A 16110-nucleotide genomic window follows, 5' to 3' on the forward strand; every position below is an offset into this window, starting at 1 on the left:
TTGCATGATGGATTTATTAGAGGTCAGAAATATCTGTAAGACCTATGGCAGCGGAGAAACTTCTGTAAAGGCGCTGAAAAATGTCAGCTTTTCTGTTCCAAGAGGCGAATATGTGGCAATTGTTGGAGAATCAGGTTCCGGCAAAAGTACCCTGTTGAATATGATCGGTGCTTTGGATACGCCAACGACCGGAAAGGTGCTGATCGATGGCAAGGATATTTTTTCTATGAACGACCAAAAACTTACAGTGTTCCGGCGCAGGAATATTGGCTTTATTTTTCAGGCGTTTAATCTGATTCCGGAGCTGACTGTGGAGCAGAATATGATTTTTCCAATGCTGCTGGATTACCAGAAGCCGGACAGAAAATATCTGGAGGAGCTGCTGGCTGTATTGAATTTAAAAGATCGGCGAAACTATCTGCCCAGCCAGCTTTCCGGAGGTCAGCAGCAGAGAGTGGCGATAGGGCGTGCGCTGATTACCCGGCCGGCCCTGATCCTTGCGGACGAGCCTACAGGAAATCTGGATACTCAGAACAGCAGCGAGGTGATTGCCCTGTTGAAAGAGGCGTCAAAACAATATGAGCAGACGATCATTATGATCACGCATAACCGCAGCATCGCGCAGACGGCAGATCGTGTACTTCAGGTATCAGACGGTGTCCTGACCGATTTTGGGAGGTGCCGTGAATGAAAAGCTATTTAAGTCTTATTCCGATTTCTGCGAAAGTGCGGAAAAGACAGAACCGGATGACAATGTTGTGCATTATCATTTCTGTGCTGTTGGTTACCACGATTTTCAGTATGGCAGATATGGCGATTCGTATGGAAAAGAGCCGTGTGACAGAAGAGCATGGCAGCTGGCATATTATGCTGAAGGAGCCGTCTGAGCAGCAGATTGAGCAGATTACACAGAGGACAGATGTGGCGGCGTTCTCCCGTTATGACGGACTGAATTTCAATCTGTCCGATTCTTATACGATCCAGGGGAAAAAATGCGTGATCGAAGGTGGCGATCATTCGTTTCTCACAAATATCTATGATGATCTGACAGAAGGGCAGTATCCTGTAAAAAAGAATGAAATCTTACTTTCTAATGGTGCAAAAGAGCTGCTTTCTGTAAATATTGGAGATGTGGTTACCATACATACGCTGTCCGGAGATTATGACTATACGATTTCCGGTTTTGGAGGAGATGTGACCATGACCACCACAGATGTTGATGTTGTGGGGGCATTTCTGAATTGGGACTCTTTTCAGCGTTTGGCAAATGCAGAAGGAAGCAAGCTTAAACCGGTATGGTTTGTACGCTTTGACAAAAATATCAATATTCGTAAGGTGATTGCTGAGCTGCGGCAGACATATGGATTTACCGATGAAACATTATCTGAAAATACGGCTTTGCTGGGATTAGCAGGATCCAGCAGTGGTTCATATGTTATGGGGCTGTACCTTGTAGCTGCCATTTTGTTTGTTCTGGTTCTTGCTGCGGGAGTCTTTATGATCGCGGGAAGCCTGAACAGCAGAACCGCAGAGCGGATACAATTTTTTGGAATGCTTCGCTGCATTGGGGCAAGTCGGACTCAGGTTATGCACATAGTCAGACTGGAAGCTTTTTACTGGTGTAAAACGGCCGTTCCGATTGGCGTGGCAGCAGGAATTGCAGGTACATGGATACTTTGTGCAATGCTCAGATTTGGCGCAGGATCAGAGTTTGTACAGATCCCTCTGTTTGGAATCAGCGGTGTAGGAATCGCCAGTGGAATTATTATTGGAGTGTTGACTGTGCTGCTATCTTCTATTTCTCCGGCAAGGCGGGCAGCAGCAGTTTCTCCGGTTGCGGCTGTTACCGGGAATTTTTCCGAAAGGGGAAGCACTTCCCGGCCGGTCAGAAAGAGCTTCCTGAAGATTGAAACAGCTCTGGGGCTTCATCATGCAGTATCCTCCCGCAAAAATATGCTTCTTATGACAGGATCTTTTGCCCTCAGTATTATAATGATCCTGAGTTTTTCGGTTCTTGTACAATGGGTGAATATGGCGCTTAGCCCGTTAAGACCCTGGGCGCCGGATGTTTTTTACAGCAGTCCGGATAATCGGTGCGAAATTGAAAAAAGCTTTGTCAGACAGGTGGAAGACAAACCTTATGTAAAACGTGCGTTTGGCAGGATGTATCAGAGCTTTCCGGCAGAATACGAAGGAAAACAGGGGAAAATCGACCTGATTTCCTATGACGATCAGCAGTTCCGGTGGGCGGAGGAAGATCTGACCGCTGGTGATATATCAGATATCTCCGAGGGAAAGGGGGTACTGACAGTCTATGATAAAAGCAACTCTTTAAAGGTTGGCGATACCATTTTGCTGGAGCAGACAGAGCTTACGGTAGCCGGAGTCCTGGAAGACAGTCCCTTTGACACAACAGACCAGCCCTGTGTGATCTGTTCAGAGAAAACGTTTCAGAATATTACAGGCAAAGATGACTATGCTGTTCTTGATGTGCAGCTGACTTCAGACGCAACAGACCGGAATATTGACGAGCTTCACGCACTGGCAGATGGACATTATGATTTTTATGACAGAGTGGCGCAAAACAGGGACACACAAAATACATATTTGATGTTTTGTTTATTTGTGTATGGATTTCTGGCTGTGATTACACTGATCACTATTATTCATACTGTAAACAGTATTTCCATGAGTGTATCTGCAAGAACAAAGCAATACGGAGCCATGCGAGCTGTGGGGATGGATCACATACAGATTAAGAAGATGATCCGTATGGAAGCTGCTACATATACAATACTTGGATTTTTTGCAGGATGCGGTCTGGGATTACCCCTTCATTATTTTCTTTACTCTCAGATGATTACAAATTATTGGGGAACTCAATGGCAGCTTCCTTCAATATCAATAGCAGGAATACTGGTGTTACTTGTAGCTGTTTCGTTACTTGCGCCTTTTGTTCCGGCAAAGCGCATTTGTAATATGCCTATTACTGCAACAATCAGTGAATTGTGATTTTGGCATTCAGAGAATTAAGAGTTTATAATATTTCGGAAAAATACATGAAATTCCAACAAGGGTAAAATAGATTGCTATTATGGCTGACGTGATCCTTCCGGTGGCATCTCGACTATCGCCTCCTTTTGTGCTATAATTTACTATAATACGATCACAGAAGGAGGCATTTTTTATGGGCGGACAAAAGCCTGAAAAAACAAAAAAACGTATATGCATCGGTATTCTCGCCCATGTAGATGCCGGGAAAACTACTTTATCAGAAGGGCTTCTTTATCTTTGCGGAGAAATACGAAAGCTGGGAAGAGTGGATCATGGAGATGCCTTTCTGGATACTTATGAACTGGAGCGGGAACGGGGAATCACCATATTTTCCAAGCAGGCGCGGCTGGAAACAGAGGATATGGAGATTACGCTTCTGGATACTCCGGGACATGTGGATTTTTCTGCGGAAATGGAGAGGACTCTTCAGGTTTTTGACTACGCGATCCTGGTAATAAACGGTATGGACGGCGTACAGAGCCACACCATGACTTTGTGGCGTCTTCTGGAAAGATATGAGATTCCGGTGTTCCTTTTTGTAAATAAAATGGATCAGCAGGGCACAGATCATGATGCCCTTCTTATGGATCTCAGAAAACGTCTCAACGAAAACTGTATGGATTTTACCTGCCTGACAGAGGACACCAGTGAAAGCTTCGGCGGTGAAAATGGCAAAACAGAAAGCAGGAAACAGGGAACGGACATTTCCAGGGAACGAGAGGCTCTTATGGAAAATCTTGCCATGTGCGAGGAAGAGCTGCTGGAAACTTATCTGGAAACAGGGGTGGTTGAACACAGAGAAATCTGCCGTCTGATCGCGGAGAGAAAGGTGTTTCCATGCTGGTTTGGGTCAGCTCTTAAAATGCAGGGCGTTCAGGAATTTCTACAGGGATTGGAAAGCTATACCATGGAGCGGGCTTATCCCCGGGAATTCGGTGCAAGAGTATTTAAGATTGCCAGAGATCCTCAGGGAGTGCGGCTTACCTATCTTAAGATCACAGGTGGAAATCTGAAGGTTAAAACGATTTTAGATGAGGAAAAAATTGATCAGATCCGTATTTATTCCGGCTCAAAATATGAACTGGTACAGGAGGTTTCTGCAGGAGATATCTGTACTGTGACCGGACTGACAAAAACCTGTCCGGGCCAGGGACTTGGCATAGAACAGGAGTCGGTTCTTCCTGTTCTGGAACCTGTTCTCAATTATCAGATCATACTTCCTGAGGACTGTGACGTTCACGAGATGCTGAAAAAACTGAAACAGCTGGAAGAGGAAGAGCCGCAGCTTCACATAGTGTGGGACAGTGTTCTGGGAGAAATCCATGCTCAGCTGATGGGAGAGGTTCAGATCGAAATTCTGAAAAGTATGATCTGGGAACGCTTTCATGTGGCTGTGGAATTTGGGGCAGGAAGTATTGTGTACAAAGAAACTATTGCAGAGCCTGTGATCGGTGTGGGACATTTTGAGCCGCTGCGTCATTATGCGGAGGTGCAGCTTCTTCTTGAACCGGGAGAGCCGGGAAGCGGCTGTCAGTTCTTTACTGCCTGCAGTGAAGATGTTCTTGCCAGGAACTGGCAGAGACTGATTTTGACACATCTGGAGGAAAAAGAACACCTGGGAGTTCTGACAGGATCTGCCCTGACAGATGTGCAAATTACTCTTCTGACCGGACGGGCTCACGCAAAGCATACAGAAGGCGGAGATTTCCGGCAGGCAACTTACCGGGCTGTGCGACAGGGGCTGAAAAAAGCCAAAAGTATTCTTCTGGAACCCTACTATGAGTTTCGTCTGGAAGTTCCCACAGAGATGATCGGCCGGGCAATGTCAGACGTTCAGAAAATGCAGGGAAGTTTTCAGCCGCCGGAGACAGACGGGGATATGGCTGTCCTTACAGGTACGGCGGCAGTTTCATCTATGAGAGATTACCAGAAAGAGGTGATTTCCTATACAGGCGGAAGGGGAAGGCTTTTTTGTAATCTGAAGGGGTATGCGCCCTGCAGAAACCAGGATGAGCTGGTAATGGCTTCCGGCTATGATTCTGAACGTGACCTGGAAAATCCCACCGGTTCCGTGTTCTGCGCTCACGGGGCGGGATTTGTTGTTCCCTGGGATCAGGTGGAAACTTATAAGCATCTGGACTGCGGTGTGGATGCAGAGGAACTGGCGCAGGATACAGAGAGCTGGTACGAGATTCCGGAACAAGAGCATTTTTCAGACAGCTCAGCATATCCATCAGCACAGAGCGGAGCAGGCAGGGAAAAAGGACGCAAAAGTCAGAAGGGATTTTCCTACAGCGGAAGCTATGAGGAGGATCAGGAGCTTCAGGCGATTTTTGAAAGAACTTTCGGCGCTGTAAAAAAAGAGCGGTTTACTCCTTATAAAACCGTAGGAAAAACTTCTGAGAATACAGTTCGCTATCGGGCAGGGAAACCGCGTAAGGAAGAATATCTTCTTGTGGACGGGTACAATATTATTTTTGCCTGGGAGGAACTGCGGGATCTTGCAAAAGAAAATATTCATGCCGCCTGTGACAAGCTTATGGACATTCTCTGCAATTATCAGGGATACCGGAAATGTACATTGATTCTTGTATTTGACGCTTATAAAGTGGAGGGGCATGCAGAGGAAGTGATTCCCTATCACAATATTTTTGTAGTATATACAAAAGAGGCGGAAACTGCAGATCAATATATAGAAAAAACTGTCCACAGGATTGGTCGTCAGTATCAGGTGACTGTTGCCACCTCTGACGGACTGGAGCAGGTGATCATTATGGGACAGGGCGCTCATCGGCTTTCTGCCATGGGACTGAAAAAAGAAATCGAGGATGCGGAAAAAGCAGGAAAGCAGGAATGGAAAGCCCGTCGCCAGAGCAGTAAGACCTATCTTTTCGATCAGGTGCCGGAGGAACTTTCGGCCTATCTGGAAAAAGTACGGATGGGACAGGAGAAACTGTAAAATCATGCAGAGAGCCGTTGATTCGGCATTTATTTGAACAGTGTTTGCGGGAGTTCGTAAAGCATTGTAAGAAAATTTCTACAATAAGGAAATATCAGGAAGAATTTACCCCTGTCACAACTGACAGGGGATTTTGGTATAAAGATAAGAAAAAGGAGGAGCAGGCCGTGATCTGTACAGTGACTTTTAATCCGTCTCTGGATTATATTGTGGACGTGGAAAATTTTAGGCTGGGATTTACTAACAGAACCAGTTCTGAGCAGATTCTTCCCGGAGGCAAGGGAATCAATGTTTCCATAGTTCTCAGAAACCTTGGGATTTCCAATACTGCCCTTGGCTTTGCCGCAGGTTTTACCGGGGAGGAAATCATACGAAGAATTCAGGATATGGGGATAGATTCGGATTTTATCCCTGTAGAAGAGGGACTTTCCCGGATCAATCTGAAGCTGAGATCCATTGATGGAACTGAGATCAATGGCGCCGGGCCGGAGATCGCTCCGGACAAAGTAGAAGAGCTGATGAAAAAACTGGACAGACTTGGAAAGGGTGACGTTTTATTTCTGGCAGGCAGCATCCCGGCATCCATGCCGGATAATATGTACGAAAAAATTATGAAAAGACTGTCTGGACGCGGCGTGGTAACTGTGGTAGATGCAACCAGAGAGCTTCTTGTAAAAGTGTTGAAATATCATCCTTTTCTGGTGAAGCCCAATCATCATGAGCTGGGCGATATTTTCGGTGTGAAGCTTCACACAGGGGAAGATGTGATCTTTTACGGCAAAAAGCTCCAGGAAATGGGGGCAAGAAATGTGCTGATTTCCATGGCCGGAGATGGGGCGGTTCTTGTGACGGAAGAGGGTGCGGTTTATCAGAGTCCTGCTCCAAAGGGAAAGCTTGTAAACGCAGTGGGAGCCGGGGATTCCATGGTGGCAGGATTTATGGTAGGCTGGATGGAAAAACAGGATTATCGACACGCATTTTATATGGGTATTGCAGCAGGCAGCGCCAGCGCTTTTTCCGAAAATCTGGCAACACAGGAAGCAATCGAAGAGGTTTATCGGCAGGTGGTCGATTGCAGGAAGAATGAAAATTCATAATGTTTTTCTTTATAAATGTCTGTGATTCTTTTATAATAAAAATGTAATTATCAATTGTTTTATATGATAAAGGAGGGAGGCCGGTTATCAACACCATTTCCACAGAAGATAAGGATTCCGGGAGTGCTCCGGAATAAAAGATACTGGCTGATAACATTTCTTGAAATACATAAGACAAAACCTGAAAGTGAATACTATAAGTTACATAAAGAAAGGGATGTCTTATGGAAAGCAGTACTATTTTTGATGATGTGTTCCGGACCATGCTGGAAAAAATGCCGCAGCTGGCGATCCCGCTGATTAATGAAGTCTTTGGCACTTCCTATCCGGAGGATATTAAAATCATACAAAAGAGAAATGAACATCAGACACAAAACGGCAGAGTGATCACAGATTCCCATTTACTGATTGCGAATCGTATTTATCATATAGAATGTCAGAGCACTGATGATTCTACAATGGTGATCCGTATGATTGAATATGATTTTGCCATCAGTCTGGAGTATGTACAGAAAGAAAACGGCAGATATCGGATGTATTTTCCGCAGTCATGCGTGTTGTACCTTAGGGGTACAAAAAAGAGGGATAGGATATCCGTGGAGATTGTGATGCCAGATGGCAATACAGTAGAGTACACGGTTCCTGTCGTACAGGTACAGAGGTTTACCTGCGATGATATGCTGAAGAAGCATTTGCTGTTTTTACTGCCGTACCATGTAATAAAATATGAACAGGAAAAAGGTCTGGACACAGACGGCGAGAAATGGAAGGGATTTTTAGACGAGTATAAAAAAATCGAGAAGTATCTGGAAGAAAAATTCCTTGAGAAAGGGAATGAAAAAGCGTATCGAGATATGGTAGAGCTGATAATCCGGATCGCAGATTATGTGTTCAGAGATAAAGAAAAAGTAAGGAAAGGATTTGGTGATGTAATGGGCGGAAAGGTATTGGAACTGGAATCGGATAAGCTGATCCAGCGGGGCGTTGAACAGGGGCTGGAACAGGGAATCGAACAGGGCATTGCCATGGAACGAAAGAAAACAGAGGCCGCAGAGGCTGAAATAAGGCGCTTGAAGAAGCTTCTGGAGGAACAGAAGAAACAGTAGTATTCTGTTGTAAAATATTCCTGATTAATAAGTACAAATAAAACTTTGGAGGGGGAGTCTGCCGGAAAGAGGCTCTGTGTCAAGTTTTGGGGTGGGATTCCAAGAATCCCACCCTATTACTGTATTTTGAACCTTTTTACATTTTTAAGTTCTATACTTATATTATCAGGAACGTTCAGAAGCCTTTCATAACCCGAAAAGTTTTGAAAAGCAGAGCAGATAGTATGGTTTGAGAAATAAATCCTCTGTCCTGAAAATCAGATATCAAGCTGCTTTTTCAGGCTGCGCAGTGTACGGCGGAAAACAGCATAAATGATAAGGGCGATCACCGCAGCTGTTTCCAGGCACATGGCAAAACCGAGAATTTCAGATTTTGTCAGGATCCCGTCATTGGCAAGCAAGATCATAAAATAAAGCAGTATCATCAGAGACATTCCACTGATCGCAGGAATTTTGAATACCGGACCTGCCTGTCTCTGGAGTTCTCTGCCAAGAAAGGCTGGAGAAGCGCCAAGGCGCATCAGATCTGAAAATACATAAGCATTGTTCAGGGCAATAGTCTGACAGCGGGTATAGGCAATGACCAGCGCTGCGGTGATGCAGATGATGGCAATAAACAAAAAAGTCATCATAAATACTCCGAAGGTTTTCAGCTGATCCTGAGTGTCCATAATACGGAACTGAGGAATATAATTCCAGTACATCCGAAAGTCAGAACTGTTGAGGTTGGTACGATCCACCTGTCGTTCTTCCGGACTGACAGTATAGGTGGAACCATAGTAATTATTTGTATAACCGTCGGTCATGAGATATTGAACAGGGTCATAATAGCTGTTGCTGAAATGCTGGTCATCATAGGAATTCACGATTTTGACAAAGAGGTCCTGTGCAAAGGCGTAACTGTCTTTTCCTTCTGAGTTAAACCAGATCATAGATCCGGTCCATTCAGGTTCAAGACCCTGAGAAATTTTTTCGTAGTCCCGGTCATCCAGAACAGCGGTACCGTGGGCTGCCATATCTTCAAAATGTACAAAGCCTTTGCAGGAAACCTGAAGTTCTTCCCTGGTAGTCATGTTTGTAAAAAGTGTTGCATTTTCCACGGTATCGTAAGCAGTTTCTTCTTCGTTTGTAACTGCGTAGAAGAAGCCCGGATCCAGTGAAATGTTCTGCCCGGTAATCTGATTATAGGTGGATTCTGACAGGGCATGACATTCAGCGGCAATGTCAAAATGCTGATAGGAAAGAGTATTGTCCGGATTCAGAATCTGCATGTTACCATCACGGGCAAGGGAAAGATAAGAGCACTGTACCCAGTCCTTGATCTGAAAATCATGTTTTTCTGCCAGTGAGTAAATCTCTTCTTCAGAAGGAAGCGACTGATCGGAAGGCCAGAACCAGGAATAATCATAGGTACGGTTTTCGCAGACTCTGGAAAGTCCGGTATGAAGCATTGGCAGATAAAAGATTCCGAAACAACCGGCTGCCACCAGTACAGTAGTAACAAGGAGACTATTTACTGTCTGTTTTCCCTGAAATTTCATCATGCTTCTGGCAATGATGTTTTTCCAGGGATTTTTGTGTCTGGATGTCCAGCCGTTGACAACTGTGTGAAGCATGACCATGTAAAGTCCTGCAAAAACAGGCGCGTACAAAAGATTCAGAAGAGGGGAGGGATATCTGTGAAATACATTCATATATACAGTGGGGGCGTTGTATCCTGCAAATGCGTCAGCCAGAATCAGGACAATGCCTGCAGGGCCACACCAGTGTCCAAGTTTTTTTACAGGTTCGTTCTGATGTTCCTCCTGGATCACATCCAGGATATTGGTACGTTTCATATAAAGAAAAGCAAGAACGCACGCACAGATCATCACCAAAACTGTGAAGCCTGCAGATACCCAGAGACACCGGAAATTTATGCTCAGAATCATTTCTTCTGAATTTACAATAAAAATCCGGAAGGCAGTCCACAGAAGAATCAGGAAGGGAAAACCAGCCAGAGTTCCCAGAACAGCGGAGCTGCCGCTTAACACCAGTACTTCACGGAAAAGCCCTGGCGCCAGTGTTTTTCTGGAAGCTCCCAGAGCCATGAGGATACCCAGCTGCCGTGACTTTTTACGGAAAAAAAGGCTGGCAGCATAGACAGTAAAGATAACACAGCCAAACAGGGCCATAACAAAGATAGCGTACAACTGTTTCCGGCTGTCCCCTCCCGGTGGAAAAATATCCTGTACTGTGGGAGAAAACATCAGACCTGAATAAGCTGTCATCAGCATTAGGGAAATAAAATTGCAGAACAGGTAAAGGGCGGCCTGCCTGTGATTGGTACGGCGAAGGCTGCTTTCCAGTTCCGCCATAGTTTTGATCGATCTTCTTTTTCTGTTATCCATTACATATCACCACTCATTTCTTTGATCGCATTTAACAGTGTGTCATGAAAAGCGTTTCTTGTCTGAATATTTTTTTCAAGCTGACGGTAGATATTTCCGTCTTTCAGCAGAATCACCCGGTCACAGAAGGAAGCGGAAAAGCTGTCGTGTGTGACCATAAAAATGGTAGCGTCCAGATTCTGTCTTGCATTTTCAAAAGATTCAATAACGATCCTGCTTGATCTGCTGTCCAGATTTCCTGTGGGTTCGTCAGCGAGAAGCATCAGAGGATGGTTAATAAGACTTCTTGCAACTGCGGTTCTCTGACGCTCCCCGCCTGAAATTTCTGCCGGATATTTATTTCGTATATGGCTGATTCCAAAAAGCTCCATAAGCTGATCTGCGTAGCGTTCCCCTTCTTTGTCTACATTCTGTCGAATGATTCTGGGTACCAGAATGTTTTCACGGACAGAAAGACCGTCAAGAAGCATAAAATCCTGAAAAACAAAACCAAGCTTTTCGTTGCGGACAGATGCAAGATGCTCCGGAGTCAGAGAACTTAATTCCTGTCCACCCAGGGTGATTTGGCCTTTTTCAAAGGGAACATAACAGGAGATACAGTTGAGAAGAGTGCTTTTTCCTGAACCGGAAGGTCCCATTACAGCTATAAATTCGCCCTTGGCAACAGAAAAGCTGATTCCTTTCAGTACGGTGTAGGTACGGTTGCCGGTAGTATAGGACTTTTCGAGATTTTTTACAGATAACATAAAATTCCTCCTTTTACTGCGTCTTATGCAAAAAAAATATATGGATGTTCTTCTGTTGTGCTTTTACCATATCACAGAAAAAAGCAGAAAGAATCCAGGCTGTAAAGTTTGACGCTTGTCCGGTAAAGTTTTGCAGCCCTTTTCGGAAAATGTAAAAAATGGAAGGATTTTTGTAAAGTTTGGTGTGTGACGGGAACTGTGATTGTGGTATGATAAAAGAAATCTGAAGCAGAGAACATCAGTAAAAGCTGTAAGTGTATCAGGAGGAGATATTATGCTGAGGATCGCTGTGTGTGATGATGAACAGGAGGCCAGAGATCAGCTGCGGTTTCAAGTTGAAAAATCCATATATGAAACAGATGAGGAAATCGTATATGAGTTTTGTTCAGGAGAAACGGCGGTTAGATGGCTGAAAAAGCATCCGGGAGAGATTGATCTTCTTTTTTTGGATGTGGAAATGAAAGAAATGACAGGCATGGAAGCTGCGGAAAAGATAAGGGAGTATGACAGAAATATTCTTCTTGTATTTGTGACAGGATATTCCGAGTATGTATTTGACGGATATCGGACAGGAGCATTGGATTATGTGATGAAACCTGCCGGGGAAGATCGGATCAGGCAGATTCTTTCAAGAGCCAGAGAAGCTCTTTACAGCAGACGGGAAAAGGATTTTGTGTTTCATAATCAGGAGGGAACCTTTCGAATGGCTCTGGATCGGATTCTGTATTTTTACAGTGACAGAAGACAGGTGTGCCTGGTAACGGAAAACAGAGAATATGCTTTTTACGGAAAACTTTCTGAGGTGCAGACTCAGGTGGACAGCCGGTTTGTGCGTATCCACCAGCGATATCTGGTAAATGGCGATCATGTGGAGTATATTGGTCATGATGAAATTCTTACAGGCGGAAAAAATCTTCCGGTAAGTCGTGGAATGAAAGATGAGGCTTTGAAAAGACTTGCGGAGCTTATGCTGAAGGGAGCAGGTTTATGAGAGAAAATGTGGAGTTATTGCTTGTGACTATTGTCTGGCTTTCGATTATGGGCATATGTCTGTTTCTGGCAGTGGGACGCCTTTTGAAGTTGAAATCCGGAAGAATATACAGACTGATTCTTGTAACAGCCTGCGGATTTTTAGGAGGAATGGTGATTTATCTGGCAGACTGGGGAAATATTGTTCCCACGTTTGCGTTTTTTATGACAGCTGTTATGATCTGCTGCGAGGGAAGCATCATAAAAAGGCTGACAGTAGGGCTGATGATAGCCAGCACGGTATTTTCCTTTAATGCGCTGGTAGATAACTGGTCATTGCTTTATCAGATGTACCAGCTTGTGGTAAAGATATTATTTTGTACAGGATTGTGGCTTCTGGTCTGGAAGTTCGGACCAGACAGAGAGTTTGAACTGTCGCCGTCCATGTGGAAACTTCTTTTTATACTGACGCTTCCTCCTATGGGAATTGTATTCAGTCTGGTTCTGTTAAGCGATTATGATACAACAAGAATCTCTGCCCAGTATCTGATCCTTCTGCTTTTATCTCTTTCGGCTTTTGCAGGACTTTTGTGGACCATGGTGGTTCTGGCCAGACAGCAGAAGCTGGAAGCGGAAGCTCTTCTGGCAGAGCAGAACAGACAGTATTATGAAGCTATGGAGAATCAGCATTTTGAGATCAGGCGATTAAAGCATGATATGACAAATCATCTCCAGACAGCTCTGGCTCTTCCGAACGATCAGAGAGAAGGATATCTCAGGGAACTGCTGGAGCACACAAGGACTTCCCATACACTGAAATACTGCGGGGATACCACTTTAAATATTATTCTCAGCTCCAAGGCTGCTCTGATGGAACAGAATCATATTAAATTTCATGTTTCAGCAGATATTCCAGAACCTCTGACTATGGAGAAAACAGATATCAGCGCTGTTTTTGGAAATGCGCTGGACAATGCTCTGGAGGCAGTCAAAAATCTGCCGGAAGATCAACGGAGAGTTTCCCTGGAAGCAAAACAGGGAAAGGGAATCCTGGTAGTCAGTGTACGAAATCCGGGCAGCCTTCCCGGAGCAGGAAACGCAGACAGGAAAGATTACCGTAAGAAAAATAAGGGGATTTTATCTTCCCTGCCCAATACAACAAAAAACGATACAAACAATCACGGATTGGGCCTGCCAAGCATTCAGGCCACTCTGGAAAAGTATGATGGAATGTTGGAACTGAGGCAGGAAGAAGATGAAGTATGTCTTCTGTTCTGCTGTTATACAGCAAATAAAAAGAAGTGTCAGTAAGAGTTATTGAGTTTCCTGTTGTTATCCTGTATACTTTATAATCACACTATATAATGAATCAGGGAGAGAAAAATATGCGTGAAAAGCTGACAAAACGTGATGTGGAAAAAATAGAGCAGGAGATCGAACACCGGAAGCTGGTGGTGCGCAAAGAGGCGATTGAAGCAGTAAAGGAAGCCAGAGCTCAGGGGGATCTCAGTGAAAACTTTGAATATTATGCGGCAAAGCGCCACAAAAACCAGAATGAAAGCCGTATCAGATATCTGGAGAGAATGCTGAAAACAGCGGATATTGTTACAGATACTTCCAGAGAAGATGAAGTTGGTATGGACGATATTGTAGAAGTGGAATTTGAAGAAGATGGGGAAATTGAGAAATATAAGCTTGTAACTTCTATCAGAGGAAACTCCATGGAAAACAGAGTGAGCATCGAATCACCCATTGGACGGGCTCTGAAGGGTCACAAGGTCGGGGACAGGGTTCAGGTGCAGGTCAATGAAAATATGAGTTATTATCTGAAAATACGTTCTATTGACAAAACAGGCAATGAGGAGGAAAACATCAGAGGCTTCTGAGAATTTTACATAAATTTAACATTACACTGGGGACAACTTTACAATTATTCCTTAAAATGAAAATATATTAAAATTTCGTAAAGGAGAAATACAATGGATTTTTTTAGTATACTGACGATGCTGGGCGGTCTTGCGCTGTTCCTGTATGGTATGCAGGTTATGGGCGATGGTCTTGCAAAGATTTCAGGAGGAAAACTGGAGAAAATTCTTGAAAATCTTACATCCAGCAAATTAAGAGCAGTGCTTCTGGGACTGGGCGTTACAGCTGTGATTCAGTCTTCCTCTGCCACAACTGTTATGGTTGTTGGTTTTGTAAACTCTGGTATTATGAAGCTGACACAGGCTGTTGGCATTATCATGGGTGCCAATATCGGTACTACAGTAACTGCCTGGATTTTAAGTCTTGCGGGTATTGAGAGCAATAATTTCTTTATGAGCCTTCTGAAGCCAAGTTCCTTTGCTCCGATTCTGGCGCTGATCGGAATTGTGCTTCTGATGTTTACAAAAAATTCCCGTAAAAAAGACATCGGTGCTATTCTGGTTGGTTTTGCAGTGCTGATGTTTGGTATGGATACTATGAGCGCTGCTGTTAAGCCGCTTGCAGATGTTCCTGAGTTTACCAACCTTCTTCTTGCATTTTCCAATCCGATAGCAGGTGTGCTGGCAGGTACGGTTCTTACAGCGATCATCCAGTCTTCCTCTGCCTCTGTGGGTATCCTTCAGGCACTTTGTGTTACCGGAGCTGTTCCCTACAGTGCGGCTTTCCCGATTATCATGGGACAGAATATCGGTACCTGTGTGACTGCGCTTCTGTCCGCTATCGGCGCAAATAAAAATGCAAAACGTGCAGCTATGATCCATTTGTATTTCAACGTTGTGGGTACCGTGATTTTCCTTGGAGCATTTTATGCGCTGAATGCCGCTATCCAGTTCCCGTTCATGGACTCTATGGCAACACCGGCAGCGATTGCAGTAACACACAGTGTATTTAATGTAACTGCAACCTTACTGCTTCTTCCGTTCTCTAATCTTCTTGTGAAACTTGCATGCATGACAATCCGTGATTCTGCGGAGGATGTTGAGGCGGCAAAAGAAGACCAGGAGTTCCTTATTCTGGAATCCCGTTTTCTGGAAAAACCTGCATTTGCAGTAGAGCAGGGAAGAACAGCAGCGAGACGTATGGCTGAAGATTCCTGGAAAGCGTTGAAGGCTTCCTTTGAGGTTCTTCATGATTACAGTGAGGAAAAGGCTCAGAAGATTATAAAGATGGAAGGTAAGGTAGACCGGTACGAGGATGAGCTGGGTACCTATCTTGTTCAGCTGAATAACAAAGACCTTTCCGAGAGAGACAGCCACAGCGTTTCCATGATGCTTCACTGCATCGGTGATTTCGAGCGTATTTCTGACCATGCAGTAAATATCAAGGAATCAGCAGACGAGCTTCATGCAAAAGGTTTAAGCTTTTCTGTTTACGCAAAGGCAGAACTCAGAGTGCTGACCGCTGCAGTCACCAAAATTGTAGAAACAGCATTTTCTGTATTTGATGAACAGGATATTTCAAAGGCTTCAGAGATTGAGGCTCTTGAGGAGCTGATCGATGAGCTGACAAAAGAAATGAAACGTCGTCATATCAATCGTCTCCGCTCCGGCGAGTGTACCATTGAAATGGGCTTTATTCTTTCTGACCTGATCACCAGTATGGAGAGAATTGCAGACCACTGTTCCAATATTGGCGTCTGCGTAACCCAGGTACGTGAGAACCTTTACGATACACACAGACATCTGAATGCAATGAAAAACGATCAGGACGATGAATTTAATAAATGTCTGGAAGAAGTTCGCAAGGAATATCTGCTTCCGTAAGCGCCAGTAAAAACTGAACGCAGATCATATAAGGCTGTTG

11 protein-coding genes are annotated in these 16110 nt (G+C 44.4%); 9 read left to right on the forward strand and 2 right to left on the reverse strand.

All coding sequences use genetic code 11. The features are described from left to right. Positions 1-7: 7 nt before the first annotated feature. The 5 genes from LU279_RS04305 (at position 8) to LU279_RS04325 (ending at position 8216) form a co-directional block, all read left to right on the forward strand. Entirely contained in the window at positions 8-691 is a 684-nt protein-coding gene (locus LU279_RS04305) for an ABC transporter ATP-binding protein (RefSeq protein WP_274421376.1), read from the forward strand. Continuing rightward, on the forward strand, positions 688-3012 hold the full coding sequence (locus LU279_RS04310; RefSeq protein WP_274421334.1) for an ABC transporter permease: 2325 nt from the start codon (positions 688-690) through the stop codon (positions 3010-3012). The genes LU279_RS04305 and LU279_RS04310 overlap by 4 nt, the downstream gene beginning before the upstream one ends. Positions 3013-3187: 175 nt before the next feature. Next, positions 3188-6013 carry a translation factor GTPase family protein gene (locus LU279_RS04315; RefSeq protein ID WP_274421335.1) on the forward strand — a complete coding sequence of 942 codons (2826 nt, stop codon included), beginning with the start codon at positions 3188-3190 and terminating at the stop codon, positions 6011-6013. Between the two features lie 167 nt (positions 6014-6180). After that, positions 6181-7110: a 1-phosphofructokinase gene (gene pfkB / locus LU279_RS04320; RefSeq protein ID WP_274421336.1), complete on the forward strand. Its 930-nt coding sequence runs from the start codon at positions 6181-6183 to the stop codon at positions 7108-7110. A gap of 224 nt (positions 7111-7334) precedes the next feature. Then, positions 7335-8216 carry a hypothetical protein gene (locus tag LU279_RS04325; RefSeq protein WP_274421337.1) on the forward strand — a complete coding sequence of 294 codons (882 nt, stop codon included), beginning with the start codon at positions 7335-7337 and terminating at the stop codon, positions 8214-8216. Between the two features lie 257 nt (positions 8217-8473). Here the strand turns inward: LU279_RS04325 and LU279_RS04330 are convergent, their stop codons facing one another. Further along, positions 8474-10606: an FtsX-like permease family protein gene (locus tag LU279_RS04330; RefSeq protein WP_274421338.1), complete on the reverse strand. Its 2133-nt coding sequence runs from the start codon at positions 10604-10606 to the stop codon at positions 8474-8476. Further along, positions 10606-11352 (reverse strand): ABC transporter ATP-binding protein, encoded by a 747-nt coding sequence (locus tag LU279_RS04335; protein ID WP_274421339.1) that lies wholly within the window; start codon positions 11350-11352, stop codon positions 10606-10608. The genes LU279_RS04330 and LU279_RS04335 overlap by 1 nt, the downstream gene beginning before the upstream one ends. 274 nt (positions 11353-11626) lie before the next feature. On the opposite strand from LU279_RS04335, the gene LU279_RS04340 reads away from it, so the two are divergent. From LU279_RS04340 to LU279_RS04355, 4 genes are all read left to right on the forward strand, one after another. Further along, positions 11627-12343: a LytR/AlgR family response regulator transcription factor gene (locus LU279_RS04340; protein ID WP_274421340.1), complete on the forward strand. Its 717-nt coding sequence runs from the start codon at positions 11627-11629 to the stop codon at positions 12341-12343. After that, positions 12340-13632, forward strand: a complete 1293-nt coding sequence (locus LU279_RS04345) for a sensor histidine kinase (protein ID WP_274421341.1) — start codon at positions 12340-12342, stop codon at positions 13630-13632. The genes LU279_RS04340 and LU279_RS04345 overlap by 4 nt, the downstream gene beginning before the upstream one ends. A gap of 74 nt (positions 13633-13706) precedes the next feature. Continuing rightward, positions 13707-14207 (forward strand): transcription elongation factor GreA, encoded by a 501-nt coding sequence (greA, locus tag LU279_RS04350; RefSeq protein ID WP_274421342.1) that lies wholly within the window; start codon positions 13707-13709, stop codon positions 14205-14207. Positions 14208-14300: 93 nt separating this feature from the next. Next, on the forward strand, positions 14301-16070 hold the full coding sequence (locus LU279_RS04355; protein ID WP_274421343.1) for a Na/Pi cotransporter family protein: 1770 nt from the start codon (positions 14301-14303) through the stop codon (positions 16068-16070). Positions 16071-16110: the final 40 nt, after the last annotated feature.

It is taken from the genome of Blautia sp. XA-2221 (genome assembly GCF_028767025.1).
In the GTDB taxonomy this organism is placed as follows: Bacteria; Bacillota; Clostridia; order Lachnospirales; family Lachnospiraceae; genus Blautia_A.

Coding starts and splice junctions, on each gene's coding strand:
- LU279_RS04305 (WP_274421376.1), top strand. CDS start 8: ATGGATTTATTAGAGGTCAGAAATATCTGTAAGACCTATGGCAGCGGA.
- LU279_RS04355 (WP_274421343.1), top strand. CDS start 14,301: ATGGATTTTTTTAGTATACTGACGATGCTGGGCGGTCTTGCGCTGTTC.
- LU279_RS04330 (WP_274421338.1), bottom strand. CDS start 10,606: ATGGATAACAGAAAAAGAAGATCGATCAAAACTATGGCGGAACTGGAA.
- LU279_RS04340 (WP_274421340.1), top strand. CDS start 11,627: ATGCTGAGGATCGCTGTGTGTGATGATGAACAGGAGGCCAGAGATCAG.
- LU279_RS04335 (WP_274421339.1), bottom strand. CDS start 11,352: ATGTTATCTGTAAAAAATCTCGAAAAGTCCTATACTACCGGCAACCGT.
- LU279_RS04310 (WP_274421334.1), top strand. CDS start 688: ATGAAAAGCTATTTAAGTCTTATTCCGATTTCTGCGAAAGTGCGGAAA.
- LU279_RS04325 (WP_274421337.1), top strand. CDS start 7,335: ATGGAAAGCAGTACTATTTTTGATGATGTGTTCCGGACCATGCTGGAA.
- LU279_RS04345 (WP_274421341.1), top strand. CDS start 12,340: ATGAGAGAAAATGTGGAGTTATTGCTTGTGACTATTGTCTGGCTTTCG.
- LU279_RS04315 (WP_274421335.1), top strand. CDS start 3,188: ATGGGCGGACAAAAGCCTGAAAAAACAAAAAAACGTATATGCATCGGT.
- greA (WP_274421342.1), top strand. CDS start 13,707: ATGCGTGAAAAGCTGACAAAACGTGATGTGGAAAAAATAGAGCAGGAG.